This window comes from Campylobacter sp. CNRCH_2014_0184h (genome assembly GCF_025772985.1).
GTDB lineage: Bacteria > Campylobacterota > Campylobacteria > Campylobacterales > Campylobacteraceae > Campylobacter_D.
Genome location: NZ_JAKMTB010000006.1, coordinates 19,050 through 41,926 on the forward strand (window position 1 = coordinate 19,050; position 22,877 = coordinate 41,926).

Sequence of the window (22,877 nt, forward strand, 5' to 3'; positions counted from 1 at the left end):
TAAATATGAATTTTGATTTTAATTTAATATTTAAAAAATATTTTTGTAAAATTATATAAATAATATTTTATAGGAATACACAATGAATAAGATTGATAATATTGCAAATTTTTTAGATAGCAACTCTAAAAAATGTTTAGCTATAAATGGGTCTTGGGGCATAGGTAAAACTTATTTATGGAAACAAGTTGAAAATAAACTTTCTGAAATAAATGCAGATAAAAAGATTGTTTATATAGATCTTTTTGGCAAAGAAAGTTATAAGCAGATATTAGAAGAAATAGTTTTTAAAATTCATGGAAACTACAATAAAATAATGAATACTTTTTCACAAATTGCAACCAAAATTGCAAAAATAAAATCTGCCGGAACAATTAACATTAACCCTGATGCTATTTTCTCATTTTTAAAAAAAGAAGATTTTAAAAAAGTTATTGTGTGTTTTGATAACATAGAAAGAAGAACTGATAATCTTTCTTTGAAAGAAATTTTAGGACTTGTAAATTTACTTAAAGAAGAAAAAGAATGTAATGTTGTTGTGATTTTTCACGAGAAAGAACTAAAAGAACAAGATGATAATTTGACTGAAAATAATAAAGAAGAAGAGACTGAACAAGATTTTAATAGTTGGTATCAAAAAGCTAAAGAAGAACAAACCAAACAATATAATAGTAAAAACTGGTATCAAATATACAAAGAAAAGGTTATTGATTGTGAAATAACGATAAAAAACAATGATGAAATAGCAAAGGCAATCATAAAAGATAGAATAAATAAATATACTAAAATTACAGATGAGATAAGAAATATTATTGAAAATATTATTTTCGAAAGATATAAAGAACAATGCAATGGAAATCTAAGATTGCTATATCATGTGTTAGAGCATATAGATTATTTTAACAAGCATTGTTTTTTATTGTTTTGCAAGTATGAAAATAAAAAAACATTTTCAGATGCTCTAAAATTAAGTTATAAATCATTAATATCTAAAACTAAAAAATATCTTTCTATTAAAATAGAAGAAAATGATTTATCTTCAAGCTACCATCTTTACGAAAAATACCTAAAAAATATGTTTTATTTAAGTAAAGAAGAAAAATACCAACTAAGACGCGATTTTTATCAAACTTTAAAAATTGATCTTTATTATAAACTTCAAAACTGCAAGATAGAATATTTGGTAGGTAATTTAAGTGATAAACAATTTGTAAAAGATATTGAAAATTCACTCCTAAAAATAGATTTTTATTCAAAAAATGGAATGACACACTATCCTTATGGTTTTTATCAAAACTTACTTTCAACTTACACACAAATTACAAAGAAAAAATTAAGCAACATAGAAGAAAAAATCAATCAGCACTATATAGAAGCTCTTGTTATGGAAGAATTAGAATTTGATTTTCGCGATGATTATAAATCAGATAAAGATTTTTTAAAATTATTAAAAGATGAAAAATGGAAGCGTTGTTATGAAGATACCAAAGAAAAATATAAAATAAGCAAGTATGAAAGTATTAATGCTTTTATTAATAGCTATGAGAATATAGAAAGTAGTTTTTATCCCGAAGCGATCAAGCAATATAATTTTTTTAAAAAAGAAGAATTAGTACAGCTATTTAAAAATAATAACAATTTTTGTAGGAAATTTTTTAATCATTTTTCTATGAATATGGTTGCAAGTCATAAATTTGATGATGATTTAAATAATAATTTATTTCAAGCTTATTTAGATTTTTTAGATTTAGATGAAAATAAAATAAAAAAAAGTGTTGTTTTAGAATATATAAATTCACAAAATAGTGTATTAAGAAAGCTACTAATAGAAAATAATCACTAGCTTTAAAAATAAAATCTTTTCATTGCTTTATACAGTTTTTTGTTAAATTCTTAAAATTAGATTATTTTAATCAAAGTACTATTTAAATTTAAGTTTTCGCAAAAAGCTTACAAAGCTTACAAAATTCAAACATTCATAGTCAGAAGACCAATAAAACTTGATGTAGATTTTTAAAAATAAAATTGCTATAATACGCGATCGTCACGGCAAGTAAAATCCGTTCGAGCTTGCCAAAATTACACAAATAATAACTAAACACCACTTCCTTAACATAACCTAACAAAACAAGCTCATAAATCGATTTTAATTATTTAATGCTAGGTTGATATTACTTTATAGTAGATTTTTGATTTTAGGCTTGTTTTTGTTTGTTTTTAGTGGTATTTAATTGCAATAAAATCTTTATAATATTTTCAAAGTCTTTAACATCTTCATTTAATAAAGCACATTTATTACTTAATATGGCATATTTATAAGCATTGATAATATCTAAATCAGGATATTTTTCTTGTAAGCTTTTTATTTTACTTGATTGCTTTACTCTAGCAAGTTTTGATTTATAGAGATTTTTATATTTATCATAAAGTGAAGAGCTAATGCCAATTAAAGCACCTTCATTTTTAGCTTCTTTAAAGACTCTTAAGACAAATTTGATACAGCCATTTTTTCTGTTAATGCGTCTTGTATCATAAGGATTTTTTAAAGAATATTTAGTGCAATTTACTACCCAAGTGTGAATTATTTTTTCTAATCTATCACTTTTGTTTTGCGAAGGAGTTTCATCTAGTTTTATCTCATCTTTAGGATTATCAGCAGATACAGTTTTTTTGAAAAATATATTTTTAAACACAGAATAACTTGCCTTTTTTAACAAAAATTTATAATATTTTATCATACAAAAATTACAAAATCATAACATTTTTATTTTTTAAAAAAACACAGCAAATCTCAAAAAAATCTCAAAAAAACACTAAAGGTAACGAAAACATATAATCTAATACTTACGAAGTAATGTATTGCAAAAACGATTATTTTTAACAAAAATGACAAATTTTATAAAAATCTATAAAAAATACACCAAAAATTTATCAAAATATACGAAATATATACTTTTTAGGCTAAAGGTAACGAAAACGACATATCTGCTTAGCATGGTGTAGTGATTATTTTAAAAATTAGAGTATTTTATACGAAATATATACTTTTTTACATTAAAGGTAACGAAAATGGTATATCTGCTTAGCATGGAGTAGTGATTGTTTTAAAATGGGCTATTTTTGATAAATTTTAACCTATAAAACTCCAAAAAGAAAGCTTTAAAATACAGCTTAAAATTTCCATTTTACTAAACTTTTTATCAAAACAAAAAAAGGTAAGATTTTTTGAAAAAATTAACTTGTATTTTTTTGGATATTTTTTTATAACTTTAATAAAATGAAGATATATTTTAAGAAAAAATGAGAGTATTTTTAAGCTAGCGATCCAACTAAAATAGATTTCATTTGTATAAAAAATAAAAAAGATAAAATCAGATTAATTTTTATTTTAATATCAATCATGATCACCTCCTTATAATTTAATAAAATATAAAAAGGATCGCAGCTCCAGCTTTAAAAATACTAAGTGATATAATTTTATAATAATTTTAAATTAAAATAATTTTTTTATATTTTTGATAAAAAGATTAAGATGTATATAAAATAATATTTGCTTAATCCTAAAAGCAAAAAACCGAAAAAGCCGAGAAACCATTATTTTACCAATGCTAATAATTATAAAATTTCATATGTTTTAATGGTTTAACTAATTTTAAAGCCTTATGAATAAAATAAATAAATTATAATGTATTTAGTTTATACTGTCTTCTTTTAATAAAAAAAAGAAATAGAGAATGAATTAGCAATTGAATATAAAAAAGTAAAATGTATTTTTTATTTTATTCTTTTTTTAAATATTTTTATAAAAGTCAATTTCTTTTTTAGATTATAATGATAAATTATATTATTTTAATATGGAGTATTAAAAATTAATTTTTGAGAAAAAAACCGCTACCAAAACCGCTCCCTGAGTTTTTTAAAAATTTTAGAAAGTAGCTTCAAAGCATGGTGGTGCGGATGAAAGGACTTGAACCTTCACGCATTGCTGCACCAGATCCTAAGTCTGGCGTGTCTGCCAATTTCACCACATCCGCAAAAGTGGTACGCTCAAGAGGATTCGAACCTCTGACCTACGGCTTAGAAGGCCGTTGCTCTATCCAGCTGAGCTATGAGCGCATAAAAATAAAAGTAACAATAGGCTTATGGTGCGCCCGATAGGAATCGAACCCATAACCTACAGATCCGAAGTCTGTTGCTCTATCCAGTTGAGCTACGAGCGCTGATGGGGTGAGTGATGGGAATCGAACCCACGACCCTCAGGACCACAATCTGATGCTCTAACCGACTGAGCTACACTCACCATTTATAAAAATGGTCGGGGTGAAAGGATTCGAACCTTCGGCCCCTTGGTCCCAAACCAAGTGCGCTAACCAGACTGCGCTACACCCCGATGTACAAAAATAAAGCGTTATTCTACATAAAAAAATATTAAAAGTCAAGATAAAAAAATATTTAGCATAAAAAATGCTAAATATTTTAAGAATTATTTGTTTGTTTGTTTGTTTTGTGAAATGATGTTTAAAATTTCTACTATCAAAGAAAAAGCCATAGCTGTATAAATATATGCTTTATCTATATGGATATCAAAACTTTCACATACTAAAACAAAGCCTATCATTACTAAAAATACCAAAGCTAAGATTTTAATACTTGGATATTTTTCCACAAAATCTGCAATTGGTTTAGAAGCAAAAAGCATAACTAAAACTGCAACAATAACAGCAATAATCATAATCTCTATATCTTGAGCAATGCCCACAGCAGTAATAACACTATCAAGAGAAAATACTATGTCTATCACAGCTATTTCAGCAACTACAACCCAAAGCTTATTACTAATTTTTATATTACTTTGACTTTCCTCTTGGTGCATTATACTTTCTTTAATTTCCTTAATAGACTTAACTATTAAAAACAGCCCTCCAAGTAAAAGCACTAAATCCCTACCTGAAATTTCATTGCCTAATATACTAAATAAAGGTGTGACAAGTTTCATCACCCAAAATAAAGACAATAACAATAAAATTCTAGTAATCATCGCAAAAGCAAGACCTAGAATTCTACCCTTATCTCTATGTTCTGGTGGTAATTTAGAAACTAAAATCGCTAGAAAAATGATATTATCAATACCTAGTACAATCTCCAAAGCTGTAAGAGTAAGCAATACCACCCAAGCATCTACACTAAAAATCCATTCAAACATTTACTTTCCTTAAACAAAAGCGTAATTATAATGATGAAAAATTAATCATTTTCAAAAATTTTTACAATGGCTTCAGGCAAAAGTGTATGTTCGAGCTGGTGAATTTTATCTTCAAACTCTTCAAAGCTTAGCTTAGCTTTTTCAAACGCCTTTTGTGCAATGATTTTACCACCATCAAGCTCTTCATTAACCCAATGCACACTAATGCCTGCTACTTTCATATCACTTTCATAGCTTTCTTTGATAGCATGAGCACCTTTGAATAAAGGAAGCAAAGAAGGATGAAGATTAATAGCTTTTATATTTTGAGTAAAAACAGGACTTAAAATTCGCATAAATCCTGCTAGGATAGTCAAATCTACTTGACTTTCTTTTATAATTTTTACTAATTCTGCGTCAAATTCTTCTCTTGAAGTAAATTTTTCATGTTCTATGATTTTAGTTTCAAGACCATATTTTAAAGCTCTTTGTATGCCATAAGCTTCTTTTTTATTGCATACGCACAAAACCACTTCAAAGGTATTTTTACCAAAAGTTTTTTTATGTAATTTTTCTAAAATATTTTCCAAATTACTTCCATTACCACTAAATAAAACTGCTAGTTTTATAAGCATTTTAACCCCTTTATTAATTTTAAAGCATCAAAACTAATTTTATTTTTCTTATAATTTTTAGCTACTAAAGCATGAGCTAATACTGCATTTTTAGCAGCTTCTAAAGCATTAAATTTAGCTCCAAGTAAAGCTGCTATCATGCCACTTAGCACATCCCCACTTCCACCTTTTGCCAAAGCCTCATTGCCACAGTTTACTACAAAAAGTTTTTCTTTTTGAACGATGATGGGATTAGCCCCTTTTAACACCAAAGCACATTGGAATTTAGAACTAAATTTTCTTGCACAAAAAAAGCGTTTGTTTTGAATTTCTTCTACACTTACATCCTCATTAAAACAAAGTTTTAAAAGCATAGAAAACTCTTTAGGATGAGGGGTTAAAACAACATCTTCTCTATTAAGATATGAAAGCAAATTTTCACTTTGAAAGCAATTTGCATCTAAGACTAAAGGAATGTTTTTTAATCTTTCGTCTTTTAAAATACTTAAATCATCAAGCCCCATGCCTATAGCAGCTGCATTTATTTTACCTTCAATATCATCTTTTAGCATAATCAAAGGCGAAAAGCTTTCTTTGGCCACTAAAGATACAAGCCCCGCTCCAAACTCTAAAGCACCAAGTCCAGCTAGAGTACCTGCGCTTTTATTGGCAAAAATATAAACATGACCAAAATCGCCTTTATTTGAGTTGGCCTTTTTATCAATACATCTTAAATCTTTTTTTTCTAGTAAAAAATTTTGTAAATTTTTGTTTTTTAGCTTTAAACCAAGATTGGCAAGTTTTATTTTACCAACATAATCTTTTGCAAAATCTTCTAACAAAATTTCTTTTAAAACGCCCATACAAAGTGTGTAATCAGCCTTAAAACATAGCTCTTGTCCAAGCCCGCTAGGAATATCACAAGCTATTTTTAAAGCTTTGCTTTTAGTAATTTTTTTAAAAATTCTTTGTAAATTTTCATCTAAAGCTTTATTTAAACCACTTCCAAAAACACAATCAACTATAATGTCAAAATCTTTAAATTTAGGTTCTTTTTTTAAAAAATTAAAACCTACATTTTTTAAAATTTGCTCTTGCTTGATAAACATTGTATTTTTTTTATATGGCATAACATAGGCAAAAGCTTTTTTTAAGTGTCTAATGGCCACAAGTCCATCAGCTCCATTTCCACCAGTACCAAGCAAAAATAAAATTTTAGCATTTTTTATGTTTTTACTTTTTTTCTTAATCAAATTTGCAAGTTCTATGCCTGCATTTTCCATCATTAAAAACTCATCCAAACCTTTTTCAATAAGCTCTTTTTCATAAGAAATATTATCTTTAAATACTACTTTCATCGCTCATCTCACATTTTATAAGCTTTTGGGTTTTAGCGCCTAGCTCTTTAAGTTTTATCACTCTTGAAGCGATATTTCCACTTCCATGAGTAAGCTTTGTTTGCATATTATCTACATTTGTGTTTAATCTTTTGATGTTTTCTTTGATTTTTTCAAAATCATCTAAAACACCTGCAAATTTATCATGAAATTTGCCAAGCTCATCAAAAGCTTTTAGGATATTTTCATTACTTTGTATATTTTTCCATGAAATATTTATCGTATTTAGTGCCATAAAAAGAGTGTTTGGTGTGGTTAAATAAACCTTTTTTTTGTAAGCGTATTGATAAATTTCAAGATCTACATTTAAAATCAAATCTAAGATATTTTGATAAGGTATAAAAAGCAAAACAAACTCATAAGTGTGTTTATCATACTGCATATAAGGCTTTTTGGCTAACTCATCAATCCTTGATTTTAGATTATAAGCTAAATCAAGGCAAGTGTTTTGACTAACATCTTCAAAAGCAAAATCACTTGGCAAAGAAAATTTTGCATCTATGATTATACTTTTTTGTTTATCTAAAAATACTACCGCATCAGGAATATAGGTTTTACCCTCATCTTGAAATCTCTCTTGCAATTTATACTGCACGCCCTCTACCAAACCACTATTTTCTAAAACAGATTTTAGTTGCAATTCTGCAAAATTACCACGAATTTTTTTATCACCCTTTAAAATTTTAGCTAGCTTATCTGCATTTTCTGTCATATTTTGACTAAATTTAAACATATTATCAATATGAGTTTTAAGACTAACTTCATTTGAATTTAGTCTTTCATTGTATTCTTTAACGCTTTTTTTCACAGGCAAGAAAATTTCTTCTAAGATTTTTTTTGTATCCTCATTAAGCATAAGTTTGTTTTGGTTTAAAATATTAGCATTTTGTTTTTGTAAATTTTGTTCTAATTCTTGTTTTAATTCTACTAAGCTTTGCTTGTATTTTTCTTCTAGTTTTATTAAAGTTTGGGTATATTCTTCTTTTAAATTCGCACGCTCTTTTAAATGTATATTTAAAAGTTCTTGCTGGGTTTGTTCTTTTTGAGCTAATTTTGCTTCTAAAGCCTCATTTTTAGACAAATATAATATTTTTTCATCTAAAAGTTTGGAATTTTTTTCTATGAGTGTAGTTTTTTCAAACTCTAAATTAGCAAGTTGATTTTGCAAGGCTATATTGCTTTGGTTTAAAAACTCTAATTTTGCTTTTTCTTTTTGACTTTTAAACGCATACCATATAAAAGCTAAAACTACAATAGCTAAAAAGGCTATCAAGATATTTTCCATTTTTAAGCCTTTGTTTTTTCAATAAGAAAATAAATATTTTTTTCATTACCTTCTTTAAATTGTTTCATTTGTGGTAAAAACTCTTTTACCAATGCTCTAAAATTTTTAAAACCAAAATTTTGAGGGATAAAATTTGCGTGTTTTCTATTCATATTGGTGCGAATTTGAGCATATTCAGCACGACCTTTTTCTTCTATTAAGGCTTCTGTGATATTGATTAAATCTTTGATATATTCTTTAGTGCTTAATATTTTTTCTTTAGATTCATCTTGATCTAAATAAAAAAATTCACTAAAAGAATTCACATAAGATTTTACAGCTTGTTTTAAACCCATACCTATAACTTGCTTTTTACCCTCTTTAAGCCTTTGGATTAAACTAGTATAATCACTATCGCTTGAAACAATGACAAAAATATCAATATCTTTTTCATAAAAAAAACTCATAATCTCAGTGATTAAGTACATATCACTTGAGTTTTTATTAGCTATAAAATTAAATTGCTGCATAGCGATAATAGAATATTGTGCGATTTGTTCTTTCCAATTTTGTATATTTTTTTGTGTCCAATCTCCATAAATTCGTTTTATAACAATTTCTCCATAATCAGAAGCGATATCAAAAATAGATTTTGCATATTTTGAAGGAATATTTTCTGCATCAATAAAGATCGCCACGCTTTTGTTATCCATTTTTTCTCCTATGTAGTTCTCATTCTAAAACTTAATGCTTTTAAAATATGAGTTTTTAAAATCAACTCGCTTTGCTCTAAATCTGCAATAGTTCTTGCTACTTTTATGGTTTTATTTACCCCTCTTTGAGAAAGATTATATGAATTTATAGCCTTTTGTAAAATTTCATTCGCAGTAGAATCTAAAATACAAAATTGCTTCAGTTGTTCATCATTTAATTTAGCATTAAATTCTTCTTGTTTTCTTTGCTTTTGAAATAAAAATCCTTTAAAAACCATTTCACTCATCTGTTTAGAGCTTAAACTTGTTTTATCTTCATGCGAAATCTCATCCATAGCTACATAAAGATCAATTCTATCTAAAATAGGAGATGAAATTTTATTTTTATATTTTTTAATTTCCATCTCTTGGCAACGACATGCAAGACTTTTAGAAAATAAATTTCCACAAGGACAGGGATTTTGCGCACAAGCAAATAAAAATTTAGTTTCATAAATTACTTTGGTATTAACTCTTGAAATAAGAATTTTAAAATCCTCTAGCGGCTCTCTTAAACTTTCTATGATTTGTTTTGAAAAATGGGGAAACTCATCAAAAAACAAAACCCCTCCATTTGCAAGCGCTATTTCTCCTATCTTGGCATTTTTGGTTCCTCCACCAAAAATACTAGCCCTAGTACTTGTATGATGAGGACTTCTAAAAACCCTACTAGCACTAAAATCATCGTCTAAAGAATTTAATGACTTATAGGCATTTTGAGCTAAAATTTCCTTCAAACTTTGCGGTGGCATGATGAAAGGAAGTCTTTTAGCACACATACTTTTACCACTACCTGGACTACCTTCAAATAAAATATTATGCATACCCAAAGCTGCTATTATACAAGCAAATTTAGCATTTTCTTGACCCTTAACTTCTTTAAAATCATAAGGGTAAATAGAATTTTTTATATATTTTTGATTATTAATTTCTATGGCATTTTCAAATAAAGGATGGGCATTATTTATATGATAATTCTCATAATTTTTTTCTTTAAAAAAATCCATAGCTTGAGCTAAATTTTCCAAAGCATAGATTGTTAAGTTGGGTATCATCGAAGCTTTTTGTGCAATAGCTTTTGGTACTACTACTTTGGCATTTTGTACTTTTGCACTTAAAAAAAGCAAGATAGAAAATAAACTAGCAGTACTTTTAATACTACCATCTAAACCAAGTTCTCCAAAAACAAAAAAGTCATCTAAATTTTCTTTTTGAAATAAAATCAAAATCGCAATAGCCAAATCAAAATGAGAGCCATTTTTAGGGATATCTGATGGACTAAGATTGATAGTGATTTTTTGAGCTGGGAAATTGAAATTTTGACTTAGTAAAGTTGCCTTAACTCTTTCTGTGCTTTCTTTGATGGTAGAATTTGCAAGACCCACTATACTAAAACCTGGCAAACCTCTTGTGAAAGTTGATTCTACATCGATAATATCAAGCTCTGTAGAAAAACTTGCACATTTTAGTTTTTTCATTTGTTCTTTTTGGATTTTTTCTTAAAGTCTTTATCAAATTTTTGGCGTTTTAAAAAAGAAAGTTTTTCTATAAACAAATGCCCATCAAGATGATCAACTTCATGTTGAATAGCCACTGCTAAAAAATCATGCGCTTGCAAACTTTGTGGCTTTCCAAACCTATCTTGATAATCAAGTTGTATATTTTTATAACGCATTACATCTTCATAAAAACCTGGTATACTTAAACAACCTTCATTGCAAGAAATTTTTTCATCATCCAAAGGTGTTATAATAGGATTAATAATTTCTAAAAGAGTTTGCTTATCCTCTTTTTGCTCACCTTCTTCATCACCAATATCTACAAGCAAAGCTCTAATTGGCACATCAATTTGAATAGCAGCCAAGCCTACGCCCTTATTAGCTATCATTGTTTCATACATATCATCTAAAAGTATATGTAAATCTTTATCAAAATTTTCTACTTTTTTTGACTCTAAAAATAATCTTGGATTAGGATAGGTAATTATTTTTCTTATCATTTTTCTTTTTCCACTATTATAAAGGGTTCTAAATTTTTTCCTGAATCTTTTAAAGCTTCAATGCATTTTTCTATTAATTCTTCACCCTTACTATCTTGATTAACAGCACTTATAGCCACTTCAACATCTACTTCTATTTCTTTATCTGCTAGGAAAAAATTTGAATTTTCTAAAGATTCTAAAATTTTATTACATATTTCTTGTGCTTTTTCTAAATTTGTATGAGAAATCATCATAGCAAAAATATTGTTTCCACAATGGGCTACTATATCGCTTGAAGAGACATTTTTACTAAAAATTCTACACACACCTTTTAAAAAAGCATTTTTTTCTTTTTGAGTATAAGTTTGCTCAAGAATTTCTTCTTTTACTCTAAAAAATATTAAGGAAGTATGATAATTATATTTTGCATTACTTTCAATGCTTTTTTCTAAATTTTCTAAAAAATATTTTTTATTATAAACTCCAAATTTAGAATCAAAATCACTTTGCTCTTCTATATGTTTATAAGTTTGTCTAACCTCATCAAAACTTTCTTTAATCTCATCTGAATATTTATCTAAAATACTAGAAAATCTTGAAAGATCTGCTTCAAGAGCGTGAATTACATTAGATACTGCTAAATTTCCTGTGCTAATAGCAAGTTCTGAATTACGTCTTCTTAACATATCTTTAACTGTTTCAAGATGTCTATAAATCATAGCAATGTATTGCAATAATGCCGAAGTAGAACTAAAACTTTTTTTGATTTCTTGTTCTATATTTGCACGTTTGATACCATCATCGTTTTGCTCAAATTCCATAATCTCGCTAACTTTTTTCTTAAAAGCTACCGGACGTTCTTCAAGCATTTTTTGAAAATAAACTCCATAATTAGTTGGTGTTGGAGGTACATTATCTTTTACAAGCTCAGTCAAAATAGACTTTGCAAATTTTTCAAATTCACCTCCACTAATTTTTTGAATTTTTGGAGCTTCTTTGGCTGGAGTTGGATCACTACTTAAATTTAAATCAGCAAATAAATCATCATCTAACATTGCTATGCTTTTCCTTATTTAAAACTTTTTTCCAAAACCTTATCGATTAAGCCATATTCTTTAGCTTCTACAGCACTCATAAAAAAGTCTCTATCAGTGTCTTTTTCTATTTTAGAGAGTTTTTGTTTGGTGTTTTTAGCCAAAATATCATTTAAAATCGCTTTTAATCTTAGAATTTCTTTTGCTTGAATTTCTATATCAGTTGCTTGCCCTCTTGCTCCACCTAATGGCTGATGGATCATAATTCTTGAATTTGGCAGAGCAAATCTTTTCCCTGGAGCACCACAACTAAGCAAAAATGCACCCATTGAAGCAGCTTGACCAATACAAATAGTACTTACATCAGCTTTAATATAATTCATCGTATCATAAATACTAAATCCACTGGTTACAACCCCACCTGGTGAGTTAATATAAAGATAAATATCTTTTTGAGGATCTTCAGCCTCTAAAAACAAAAGCTGAGCTACAATAGAAGCAGCAAGATCATCATTGATCTCGCCACTTAGCATGATAATTCTATCTTTTAAAAGTCTTGAATAAATATCATAACTTCTTTCGCCCCTGCTTGTTTTTTCAACCACATAAGGTATGTATGAGCTCATTATTTTTCACTTTCTTTTTCAGTTTTCTTTTTGTCATTTTTTTTGAAAATATCAGCAAAAAGTTTTTCTTCGATTAAAGACATTTTAATAGCAGGCAATGCACCTTGTTTTTTGTAATTATCTAAATGTTCTTGCGGGTTAAAACCATATCTATAAGCTTCAAAATAAATCGCTTGGATTAATTCTTGATCGCTTACTGTAATATTTCTAAGTTTTGCTAGCTCGTCTATAATGAAAGTTAATTTTACGCTTTTTTGTGCATCTTCTTTAAAACTTTCTCTTTTTTCTTTATATTTAGCCTCATCTTTAAATTCTTTTAATTCTTCTTCGCTTAAAGTTCTCAAAGAGCTTCTAAATTGCATATCTGTTTCTTGCTCTACTATATTTCTTGGTAAAACAAAGTCAAACTTAGCTACCAAAGCTTCTGCAAATTGATTTTTAAGCTCATCATTGATAAGTTTAAAGATTTTTTCATTTTTTAGTTGTTCTTTTAATTTTGCATCTAATTTTTCAACACTTGGTTCTTTTTCTTCAGGTAACAAGCTTTTTAAAAGCTCTTCATTTAACTCAGGTAATTTAAGTTCTTGAATTTCATGAATTTTTACTTTAAATACCGCATCTTTTCCTGCTAAATGCGCTGCACCATATTCTTTTGGAAAAGTTACATTAATATCTTTTTCCTCACCTGCTTTTAAACCAATCATACCTTCTTCAAATCCTGGTATGAATTGTTTTGAACCAATTTCTAAAACATAATTTTGAGCTTTTCCACCATCAAAAGCTTTACCATCAACAAAACCTTCAAAATCAAATTTAGCAAAATCGCCTTCTTTTAAAGCTCTCGCTTCTTTAATCGCTTCAGGAGTAGCAAATCTTTTTAATAATTCTTCTTTTTTTGCATCAATTTCTTTTTGAGTTACTTTTGGTGTATTATAAGTTGGAATTAGTTCTTCATATCCATCTAATTTTACTTCTGGTCTAAAAGATAATACCATTTGAGCCTCAATAGCGCCATCTTTTCTATCAAATTTTTCAAAATATGGCTCACCTACTAAATCTTTAGCCTCTTTTTTAACTTCTTTTAAAGCACCATCTACAGCATTTCTTAAAAGATCTTGCTCCGCATCTCTTGTAAGCTCTTTTTCATATCTTTTAAGTATAGCAGCAACAGGAACTTTTCCTGCTCTAAAACCATCCATTTTCATAGTTTTAGATGCTTTTTTAGCTAATTTTTCAACTTCTGCTTTAATAGCTCCTTGAGCAATTTTCACAGTAGCATTTGCATTTGCAAAATCAATTAGTTTTGCTGTAACTTCCATAATATTTTCCCTTTTTAAATAAAATTTTTTGATAATATACCAAAATTTTCCTTATCACTTTATATAAAAATAAAAATATGTTAAAATTTTAATTTTTGATGGAGAAAAAATGCAAGAAAAATTTGAACAATCAGTAAAAAATATGTTAGAGATTATTGGGGAAAATCCACAAAGAGAAGGGCTTTTAAAAACTCCTACTAGAGTTTTTAAGGCTTTTGAATTTTTAAATAGCGGTTATAAACAAGATCCAAAACAAATACTAAATGATGCCTTATTTGAAAGCTCAAACAATGAAATGGTTTTAGTAAGAGATATAGAATTTTACAGTCTTTGCGAACATCATCTTTTGCCTTTTTTTGGGCGCGTGCATGTTGCGTATATACCAGATAAAAAAGTCGTAGGACTTAGTAAAATTCCACGCCTTGTAGAAGTTTTTGCAAGACGCTTACAAATTCAAGAACAACTCACAGAGCAAATCGCAGAAGCACTAATGGAACATGTAGGTGCAAAAGGCGTTGGGGTGGTTATTGAAGCAAGACATATGTGTGTTGAAATGCGTGGGGTACAAAAGGCAAATTCTACTACTAGCACTTCAGCATTAAGAGGTAGTTTTTTAAAAAGTGAAAAAACAAGAAAAGAATTTTTTACCTTAATTAACTCAGCAAAACAGGTTAGATTTTAATGGGTTTAGAAAAACTTCGTAGCAAAATTGCTTCACAAAATCTTGCCAGTGTTTTTGGACAAATTACTAAAATTTCAAGCACTAGTATAGAAATAAATGGCTTAAAAACTAGCATAGGTGATATTATTAAAATAGTTTCTAGTGAAGATGAGAGTAAAGAAGCTATGGCTATGGTAGTAGAAGTAGATGAGAATTTAAGTTATTTAAGTCCTTTTGGTTTTGTGGAAGGTTTTAAAATAGGTGATCGTGCTTTTATTAACGATGCAGGTATGCAAATAGGTGTTAGTGATGAACTTTTAGGAAGAGTAGTTGATCCTTTTATGCGACCAAAAGATGGTAAAGGACCTATTGAGGCAAGTAAATTTATGCCTATTATGCGTGCACCTATTGATGCAATGAAACGAGGTTTGATAGAGGAAGTCTTTCCAGTAGGAGTTAAAACAATAGATGCGCTTTTAACTTGTGGGGTAGGACAAAAGCTTGGGATTTTTGCAGGAAGTGGGGTTGGTAAATCAACCCTTATGGGCATGATAGTAAAAAATTCCAAAGCTCCGATTAAAGTCATAGCTTTAATCGGTGAGCGCGGTAGAGAAATTCCTGAATTTATACAAAAAAATCTTGGTGGTAAACTTGATGATACTGTCATCATCGTTGCAACAAGTGATGATAGTGCGCTGATGAGAAAATACGGAGCATTTTGCGCTATGAGTGTGGCAGAGTATTTTAAAGAACAAGGCAAAGATGTGTTATTTATCATGGATAGTGTAACGCGTTTTGCTATGGCTCAAAGAGAAATAGGCCTAGCTCTAGGTGAACCACCTACGACAAAAGGCTATCCGCCAAGCGTTTTAAGTCTTTTACCTCAGCTTATGGAGCGCGCAGGAAAAGAAGAAGGTAAAGGCACTATAACAGCATTTTTTACCGTGTTGGTTGATGGAGATGATATGAGTGATCCAATAGCTGATCAAAGCAGATCAATACTTGATGGGCATATAGTGCTTAGTCGCGAACTTACTGACTTTGGAATTTATCCACCTATAAATATACAAAATTCAGCCTCAAGGGTTATGGGTGATATTATTAGTGATGAACACAAACTAGCTGCTAGAAAATTTAAACGTTTAAATTCTTTGCTTAAAGAAAATGAGGTTTTACTTAGAATTGGTGCTTATCAAAAAGGCACTGATAAAGAACTTGATCAGGCTATCGCTAAAAAAGACTTTATGCAACAATTTCTTAGTCAAAATCCTGAAGAAAGTTTTGAATTTGAAGATACTATCAATATGCTAAAAATGATTGATACACAATAATTGGAATGATTTTTGCTTTTTCATGATAAAAAGTCATGAAAAAAGGATGGATCATGTCAAATATAGCTTTTTTAGATCATCAACAAAGCTTGGGTTTAAAATACACCGATATTTGTCAAAATATCTTTGAAAGAGAAATTTTTACACATATGTTTTTAGAGTGTATAAGCTATCTTTTATTAGAAAATAAAGCTAAATTAAAATACTTAAAAATTATTAATTCAAAAGAAGAATTTATCGTTGAATTTAAAATCAACAATCAAAAAAAATCATTTATTATCAATGATAAAAAAATACTAAATGCAGAATTTAGTGCAAAAAGAATAACTCAAGATGAGTATGAAAGAGAAATCGCTAGAATTTATCAAATAGAAAGATATTTAAAAACACAAAGCAATCTTCAAAATTTTTCTAGCGAAATTAACACTACCATGAAAAATCTTTTTAAAGATATGGATGAGTTTAAAAACTATATCGATATGCTTGAAGCAAAAGAAAACACTCACAATCACTACTTATCAAAAATTTATAATATAGCTTAATATTAACCAAACTTTGCCGATAATACTACTAATCCAAACAAAAGGAGTATGTTATGGGCGAAGTTACTAACAACCAAGCAAGTTTAATGCTTAACATTGCAACTACTATGATGAAAAAAACCATAGAAGCCAATGAAAATGCAGTAATGCAAGTACTTGAAGGCGTAAATGCAAACCCTGCTCCAACTACTACTCCTAGCACTAGTTCAGGATTGCTTGACATTTACGCTTAATTTTTCTCTTCGATTCAAAAATTTTGGCATAGCTTTTGCTTTTTTAAGGCTAAGCAATATTTTTGAAGAGAAGAGTTATGTTTGTAAATTCTAATGTCAATCCGTATCAGAATTTTGCAAATTATCCTTTTGCAAAGACTGGACACGCGGAAGAAAAAAAAGAAAATACCAATATTAAAAGTGATTTACTTGATATAAAAGGTTCTAATTTAGATTATGAAGTAAGCTATGCAAGCGAGTTTGGTTTTAGAATCAATGAGCAAGGTTTTTTTGAAAAAGATCTTAATAAAACGGCTGCTTTGCCTCTTGATTATGATATTAATATAAAAAGCATAAGAGAAATTTCAAAACAACTTATAAAGCTTGATGAAAATTTAAACTATAACAAAATAGACTTACCAAGACTTTTAAACACTTATCATAATACACTAAAAACCATCAATCATGAATTTCAAAAAAATGATAATAGTTTTTTAAGTAAAGCACAAATTTCAGAATTAAATCAAGGTTATAGCTATACTTATGAAGGAAAAATTTTAAAAGTTTATGAAAATGCCAAAAGTTTACAAAATGCAAAAGAAGCAAATAAAAATCTAAATACCTTAATGCTTGATAACAAAATAGGAGACTTTGCATTCAATGCGAGCATTGAAAACACGGCTAGTAATCCTATCATAAGACCTTATCTAAACCGACAAGGCGAAGTTTCTAAAAGTGGATTATTGCTTAATTATATTTATCATGATTTAAAAGAACAAAATAATCAAAAGGCTAATTTCTTTTTAACTCCTATTGAGTTAGATATGTCTTCTAATGTAAATTTTCAAAAACTCATGAGAGGTCAAATGAGTATGCAAGATTATCTAAGTGAAAGCAATAAAGAAAAAATGAGTTTTGATTTATATTTATATATCAATGGAGTAGATAAAAACAACACCACAGAAGATAAACTTTCAGTTTTCTTTCAACAATACATCAACTATCAACACAGTATCAACATGCAAGAATTTGCTAATTCAAGTTCTATTTATAGTCTTTATAGTGAGCAAATTAGCAAAGATTTTGAAGCTTTAAAAAAAGAGTTTAATCAAAATGATTCTAATATCGATCTTGAAAAAATTAATACTCAAAAAGAACTTTTAGATACCCAATTTTTAGAAAATCGCAAAAGACAAGCAAGCATTAATAAAATTTTACACTCATATTTAAATGCAATGGCTTAACTTGTGCTAAAATAATAAAAAATTTTACACAAGTTAAATCCATTTAGTTTAATGTTAAATTTAACATTTTAGTGTATATTAACAAAAAAGATAAAAATTATCCTAATTAAAGGAGTGTAATTTTGAAAGTATATTTAGATAATAATGCAACAACACAACTTGCACCAGAAGCTTATGAGCTTATGAAACCTTTTTTAAAAGAACATTATGGTAATCCAAACAGCCTTCATCAATGGGGTAGTGCAACTCACCCTGCTTTAAAAGAAGCTATGGATAAACTTTATGCAGGACTTGGGGCAAGCGATTTAGATGACATCATTATCACTTCCTGTGCCACAGAGAGTATCAACTGGGTATTAAAAGGTGTGTATTTTGATAGAATTTTAAATAGCGATAAAAATGAAGTAATTATTTCTAGTGTAGAACATCCTGCAGTAGCAGCTAGTGCTATGTTTTTAAAATCTTTAGGAGTAAAAGTCATAGAACTTGGCGTTGATCATGAGGGTGTTTCTAGTGTAAAAGATCTAAAAGAAGCTATTTCAGATAAAACTGCCCTAGTAAGCATTATGTGGGCAAATAATGAAACTGGTATGATTTTTCCTATAGAAGAAATGGCTCAAATTGCTCATGAATATGGAGCATTATTTCATACTGATGCAACTCAAGCTGTTGGGAAAATCAAGGTTAATTTTGCAAAAGCTGGGGTTGATTTTGCTTCATTTTCTGCACATAAATTCCATGGTCCAAAAGGTGTAGGTGGACTTTATATTAAAAAAGATATAGAATTAACTCCGCTTTTACATGGTGGTGAGCATATGGGTGGTAGAAGAAGTGGAACTTTAAATGTGCCATATATTATAGCAATGGCAGAAGCTTTAAGAATTGCAAATACTATGCTTGATTTTGAAAACTCACACATTAGAAGATTAAGAGATAAATTAGAAGATTTAATTTTAGCTATGCCTGATACAAGTGTAGTTGGAGATAGATCAAGAAGGGTTCCTAATACCATCTTAGCAAGCATTAAAGGCGTAGAAGGCGAGGCTATGCTTTGGGATTTAAACAAAAATGGTATAGCAGCAAGCACCGGTTCAGCCTGTGCTAGCGAAGCACTTGAGAGCAATCCTATCATGGAGGCAATTGGTGCTGAAAATGATTTAGCTCATACTGCCCTAAGACTTTCTTTATCAAGATTTAACACAGAAGATGAAATTGATTATGCAGCAGAGCAAATAAAAAAAGCAACGCAAAGACTTAGAGCAATCTCAAGTACTTATGCATATAAGCCTGAAAATATTTAAAGGATAAAAAATGGCAAAGAATAATTTAATTGGCGGATCAATTTGGGATGAGTATTCTCAAAAAGTACAAGATAGAATGAATAACCCTCAACATATGGGCGAATTCACACAAGAAGATGCACAAAAAGCAAATGCAAAACTTATTGTTGCAGATTTTGGAGCTGAAAGCTGTGGTGATGCAGTTAGACTTTATTGGTTGGTAGATGAAAAAACTGATAAAATCATTGATGCTAAATTTAAAAGTTTTGGCTGTGGTACAGCAATAGCAAGTAGTGATACTATGGTTGATCTTTGTATAGGTAAAACCGTAGATGAGGCTGTAAAAATTACAAATTTAGATGTTGAATTTGCTATGAGAGATAACCCTGAAACTCCTGCAGTTCCACCGCAAAAAATGCACTGCTCAGTTATGGCTTATGATGTTATCAAACAAGCTGCGGCGCATTATAAAGGTGTTAATCCTGAGGATTTTGAAGATCAAATCATAGTTTGTGAGTGTGCTAGAGTAAGCCTTGGAACCATTAAAGAAGTAATTAAACTAAATGATTTACATACAGTAGAAGAAATAACGCAATTTACCAAAGCAGGTGCTTTTTGTAAATCTTGTGTTAAGCCTGGAGGACATGAGAAAAAAGATTATTATCTTGTAGATATTTTAGCTGAAACTAGGGCTGAAATGGAAAGAGAAAAGCTAAAAGATCAAAGTAAAACAGATATTGCTTTTGATGATATGACCATGGTTAAACAACTAAAAGCAGTAGAGGCTGTTTTAGATAGCGATGTGCGTCCTATGCTACATGGTGATGGTGGAGATTTAGAAGTAATTGATATCCAAAAAAGTGACAATAAAAATATAGATATATATATACGTTATCTTGGAGCATGTAGCGGCTGTTCAAGTGGGAGTGGTGCAACCTTATATGCTATAGAAAATATCTTACAAGAAGAACTTAGTCCAAATATACGCGTTATACCTGTTTAAGCAGTTTTTCTGCTTAAACTTTAAATTTCAAGCCTTTTTATGTTAAAATAACACGTTAATAAAAATTTAAAAAGGCTATTTATGCAAAGACTTCAAACCTTTGTTAAAAGTGAAACTTTTCCTGGTGTTTTACTAATATTTTTTACCGTACTTGCACTCATTTTACAAAATAGTTCTTTAACGGATCAATATACTAACTTTTTAAATATTCCTTTTGGCTTTCAAGCTGGAAGTTTAGAAATTTTCAAACCTTTACTTTTATGGATTAATGATGGACTTATTGCAATCTTTTTCTTTGCCATAGGACTTGAATTAAAATATGAAGTAACAAGAGGGCAACTCAATAGTATAAAGGCTATGTCTTTACCTGTATTTGCTGCACTTGGCGGTATGATAGTGCCTGCTTTGATTTTTGCGTTTTTTAACTATAAGGATCCTTTTGCTTTGCAAGGTTGGGCTATACCAACGGCTACTGATGTAGCTTTTGCGGTTGGTATTTTAATGCTTTTAGGCAAAAGAGTACCTACTTCTTTAAAATTATTCTTACTTTCTTTAGCTATTTTTGATGATTTAGGCGCGATTATTGTGATTGCTTTATTTTATACAAGTGAGCTTTCAGTTTTTGCTATGATTGCTGCTTTGGTGTGTATTTTAGCACTTTATTTGCTAAATCATTTCCACGTTACCAAAAAATCTTTTTATATCATCATAGCTATAGTATTTTGGATAAGCATGTTAAAAAGTGGGGTGCATGCAACTTTGGCAGGTGTGATTACTGCTTTATTTATACCACTTCAAACAAAAAGCGGTGAGTCTTTCTTAAAAGAAATAGAACATGATTTAGCACCCTGGGTAAGTTATTTCATCTTACCTATTTTTGCTTTTGCAAATGCGGGAGTTGATTTAAAAGATATGGATCCAAGTTTTATGTTTTCTTCGGTTAGCTTAGGTATTATTTTAGGATTATTTTTAGGAAAACAAATTGGAGTATTTTTATTTTCATATATTAGTATAAAACTAGGGCTAGCAAAACTTCCACAAAATGTTAATTTCAAACAACTTTACGGGGTTTGTATACTCACAGGTATAGGTTTTACTATGAGCTTTTTTATAGATGGCCTAGCTTATCAAAATAGTGATATTTTTGCATATTCAGACAAACTTGCAATTTTAGTAGCTTCATTATTAAGCGCTATAGTTGGATATGTTTACTTAAAACTTATTTATAGTTTTAAAAAATGAAATTAAGAAGCTTCCAAAACTTTTTATCACTTGAAATTTTAGGAGGATTGTTGCTTTTATTAGCAACGATCTTTGCCTTGCTACTTAAAAATAGTCCTTATGGACAACACTATATGGATTTTTTAAGTGTAGAAATGGGTGTAAAAGTAGGTGCTTGGGAACTTTTTAAGCCTTCTTTATTGTGGATTAATGATGGTCTTATTGCAATCTTTTTCTTTGCCATAGGACTTGAATTAAAAAAAGAATTTGTTCAAGGAGAGTTTAAAACTCTTAGTAATATTACCCTACCCTTAATGGCTGCTATAGGCGGTATAGTTGCGCCTGCTTTGATATTTTGTGCTATCAATTTTAACGATGCTTATGTTTTAAAAGGTTGGGCTATACCAACGGCAACTGATACTGCATTTGCTCTAGTTATACTTACAATGCTAAAACAACGCATACCAAGTTCTTTAAAAATATTCTTAGTATCTTTAGCGATTTTTGATGATGTAGGAGCTATTTTAATCATTGCTATTTTTTATACAGGAGAGCTTTCAACTTTAGCCTTTTTTGTTGCCTTTTGCTGTATTGTGGGTCTATTTTTACTTAATCGCTTGGGTAATGAAAGAAAATCATTTTATTATATACTTGGAGCATTACTTTGGCTTAGTGTATTAAAAAGTGGAGTGCATGCAACTTTAGCAGGTATTATCACAGCTTTATTTATACCTGTATATACAAAAAACAACCATGCTTTATTAGAAGAAATCGAGCATGGTTTAAAATTTTGGATAGCTTTTATAATACTACCACTTTTTGCTTTTGCCAATGCAGGGGTTGATCTTTCAAAAATTGAAGCTCATATGCTATTTAGCGGTGTAAGTGTAGGGATTTTCTTGGGCTTATTTGTTGGAAAACAACTAGGTGTATTTGGCTTTGCTTATATGGCAATTAAACTTAAACTTGCAAAACTACCAAAAGATGCTAATTTTAAACAACTCTATGGAGTTTGTATACTCACAGGCATAGGTTTTACCATGAGCTTTTTTATAGACGCCCTTGCCTATGAAGTAAGTGATATATTTAATTTTGTGGATAATTTTGCTATTTTACTAGCTTCCTTAGCTTCAGGTGTATTTGGCTATTTTTATCTGCGCTTTGTAAAATAATTAAGTTTTTTTTAAATTAAATAAGATATAATTTCATTTCTT

The 22,877-nt window shown here is 29.1% G+C and carries 21 protein-coding genes and 5 tRNA genes; 10 read left to right on the plus strand and 16 right to left on the minus strand.

Annotated features, from left to right (window positions below; genetic code table 11):
* The first annotated feature begins 82 nt into the window (after positions 1–82).
* On the plus strand, positions 83–1,843 hold the full coding sequence (locus L8X36_RS06295; RefSeq protein WP_263683099.1) for a KAP family NTPase: 1,761 nt from the start codon (positions 83–85) through the stop codon (positions 1,841–1,843).
* Between the two features lie 352 nt (positions 1,844–2,195).
* On the opposite strand, the gene L8X36_RS06300 is transcribed toward L8X36_RS06295, so the two are convergent.
* The 16 genes from L8X36_RS06300 to tig all read right to left on the minus strand — a co-directional run bounded on the left by L8X36_RS06300 (position 2,196) and on the right by tig (position 14,169).
* Positions 2,196–2,693 carry a hypothetical protein gene (locus L8X36_RS06300; RefSeq protein WP_263683101.1) on the minus strand — a complete coding sequence of 166 codons (498 nt, stop codon included), beginning with the start codon at positions 2,691–2,693 and terminating at the stop codon, positions 2,196–2,198.
* A gap of 1,256 nt (positions 2,694–3,949) precedes the next feature.
* Positions 3,950–4,034, minus strand: a tRNA-Leu gene (locus L8X36_RS06305).
* 5 nt (positions 4,035–4,039) lie between these two features.
* Positions 4,040–4,116 (minus strand) — tRNA-Arg (locus tag L8X36_RS06310).
* A gap of 27 nt (positions 4,117–4,143) precedes the next feature.
* Positions 4,144–4,220 (minus strand) — tRNA-Arg (locus tag L8X36_RS06315).
* A gap of 3 nt (positions 4,221–4,223) precedes the next feature.
* Positions 4,224–4,300: transfer RNA gene (locus L8X36_RS06320), tRNA-His, on the minus strand.
* A 12-nt stretch (positions 4,301–4,312) separates the two neighbouring features.
* Positions 4,313–4,390: transfer RNA gene (locus L8X36_RS06325), tRNA-Pro, on the minus strand.
* A 93-nt stretch (positions 4,391–4,483) separates the two neighbouring features.
* Positions 4,484–5,203 (minus strand): TerC family protein, encoded by a 720-nt coding sequence (locus L8X36_RS06330; protein WP_263683103.1) that lies wholly within the window; start codon positions 5,201–5,203, stop codon positions 4,484–4,486.
* 41 nt (positions 5,204–5,244) lie between these two features.
* Positions 5,245–5,817 carry a phosphoribosylglycinamide formyltransferase gene (purN, locus tag L8X36_RS06335; RefSeq protein ID WP_263683105.1) on the minus strand — a complete coding sequence of 191 codons (573 nt, stop codon included), beginning with the start codon at positions 5,815–5,817 and terminating at the stop codon, positions 5,245–5,247.
* Positions 5,808–7,154: an NAD(P)H-hydrate dehydratase gene (locus L8X36_RS06340; protein WP_263683107.1), complete on the minus strand. Its 1,347-nt coding sequence runs from the start codon at positions 7,152–7,154 to the stop codon at positions 5,808–5,810. Before L8X36_RS06340 ends, purN begins: the two co-directional genes overlap by 10 nt.
* Complete coding sequence (gene rmuC / locus L8X36_RS06345) at positions 7,138–8,478, minus strand: DNA recombination protein RmuC (RefSeq protein ID WP_263683109.1); 1,341 nt, start codon at positions 8,476–8,478, stop codon at positions 7,138–7,140. The genes L8X36_RS06340 and rmuC overlap by 17 nt, the downstream gene beginning before the upstream one ends.
* Positions 8,479–8,480: 2 nt before the next feature.
* Positions 8,481–9,170, minus strand: a complete 690-nt coding sequence (locus L8X36_RS06350) for an NYN domain-containing protein (RefSeq protein WP_039619378.1) — start codon at positions 9,168–9,170, stop codon at positions 8,481–8,483.
* Positions 9,171–9,178: 8 nt separating this feature from the next.
* Positions 9,179–10,687 (minus strand): YifB family Mg chelatase-like AAA ATPase, encoded by a 1,509-nt coding sequence (locus L8X36_RS06355; protein WP_263683111.1) that lies wholly within the window; start codon positions 10,685–10,687, stop codon positions 9,179–9,181.
* On the minus strand, positions 10,684–11,208 hold the full coding sequence (gene def / locus L8X36_RS06360; protein WP_263683113.1) for a peptide deformylase: 525 nt from the start codon (positions 11,206–11,208) through the stop codon (positions 10,684–10,686). Before def ends, L8X36_RS06355 begins: the two co-directional genes overlap by 4 nt.
* The gene (locus L8X36_RS06365) at positions 11,205–12,245 is read right to left on the minus strand and encodes a GGDEF domain-containing protein (protein WP_263683115.1); all 1,041 of its coding nucleotides are present in this window, start codon (positions 12,243–12,245) and stop codon (positions 11,205–11,207) included. The genes def and L8X36_RS06365 overlap by 4 nt, the downstream gene beginning before the upstream one ends.
* 14 nt (positions 12,246–12,259) lie before the next feature.
* The gene (gene clpP, locus L8X36_RS06370; RefSeq protein ID WP_087699173.1) at positions 12,260–12,850 is read right to left on the minus strand and encodes an ATP-dependent Clp endopeptidase proteolytic subunit ClpP; all 591 of its coding nucleotides are present in this window, start codon (positions 12,848–12,850) and stop codon (positions 12,260–12,262) included.
* Positions 12,850–14,169 (minus strand): trigger factor, encoded by a 1,320-nt coding sequence (tig, locus tag L8X36_RS06375; protein ID WP_263683117.1) that lies wholly within the window; start codon positions 14,167–14,169, stop codon positions 12,850–12,852. The genes clpP and tig overlap by 1 nt, the downstream gene beginning before the upstream one ends.
* 109 nt (positions 14,170–14,278) lie before the next feature.
* On the opposite strand from tig, the gene folE reads away from it, so the two are divergent.
* The 9 genes from folE (at position 14,279) to nhaA (L8X36_RS06420) (ending at position 22,835) form a co-directional block, all read left to right on the plus strand.
* Positions 14,279–14,851, plus strand: a complete 573-nt coding sequence (folE, locus tag L8X36_RS06380) for a GTP cyclohydrolase I FolE (RefSeq protein WP_012662169.1) — start codon at positions 14,279–14,281, stop codon at positions 14,849–14,851.
* Entirely contained in the window at positions 14,851–16,161 is a 1,311-nt protein-coding gene (gene fliI / locus L8X36_RS06385) for a flagellar protein export ATPase FliI (RefSeq protein WP_039668920.1), read from the plus strand. Before folE ends, fliI begins: the two co-directional genes overlap by 1 nt.
* A gap of 53 nt (positions 16,162–16,214) precedes the next feature.
* A complete protein-coding gene (locus tag L8X36_RS06390) occupies positions 16,215–16,703 on the plus strand; it encodes a hypothetical protein (protein ID WP_263664075.1) in 489 nt (162 codons plus the stop codon).
* 53 nt (positions 16,704–16,756) lie between these two features.
* Complete coding sequence (locus tag L8X36_RS06395; protein WP_039619394.1) at positions 16,757–16,936, plus strand: putative motility protein; 180 nt, start codon at positions 16,757–16,759, stop codon at positions 16,934–16,936.
* A gap of 77 nt (positions 16,937–17,013) precedes the next feature.
* Entirely contained in the window at positions 17,014–18,159 is a 1,146-nt protein-coding gene (locus tag L8X36_RS06400; RefSeq protein ID WP_263683141.1) for a hypothetical protein, read from the plus strand.
* Positions 18,160–18,281: 122 nt separating this feature from the next.
* Positions 18,282–19,460 carry a NifS family cysteine desulfurase gene (locus L8X36_RS06405; RefSeq protein ID WP_263664073.1) on the plus strand — a complete coding sequence of 393 codons (1,179 nt, stop codon included), beginning with the start codon at positions 18,282–18,284 and terminating at the stop codon, positions 19,458–19,460.
* A gap of 10 nt (positions 19,461–19,470) precedes the next feature.
* Positions 19,471–20,442 (plus strand): iron-sulfur cluster assembly scaffold protein, encoded by a 972-nt coding sequence (locus L8X36_RS06410; RefSeq protein WP_087685319.1) that lies wholly within the window; start codon positions 19,471–19,473, stop codon positions 20,440–20,442.
* Between the two features lie 81 nt (positions 20,443–20,523).
* Positions 20,524–21,684, plus strand: coding sequence for a Na+/H+ antiporter NhaA (nhaA, locus tag L8X36_RS06415; protein ID WP_263679575.1), 1,161 nt, complete (start codon positions 20,524–20,526; stop codon positions 21,682–21,684).
* A complete protein-coding gene (gene nhaA, locus L8X36_RS06420; protein ID WP_263683118.1) occupies positions 21,681–22,835 on the plus strand; it encodes a Na+/H+ antiporter NhaA in 1,155 nt (384 codons plus the stop codon). The genes nhaA (L8X36_RS06415) and nhaA (L8X36_RS06420) overlap by 4 nt, the downstream gene beginning before the upstream one ends.
* Positions 22,836–22,877 lie beyond the last annotated feature (42 nt).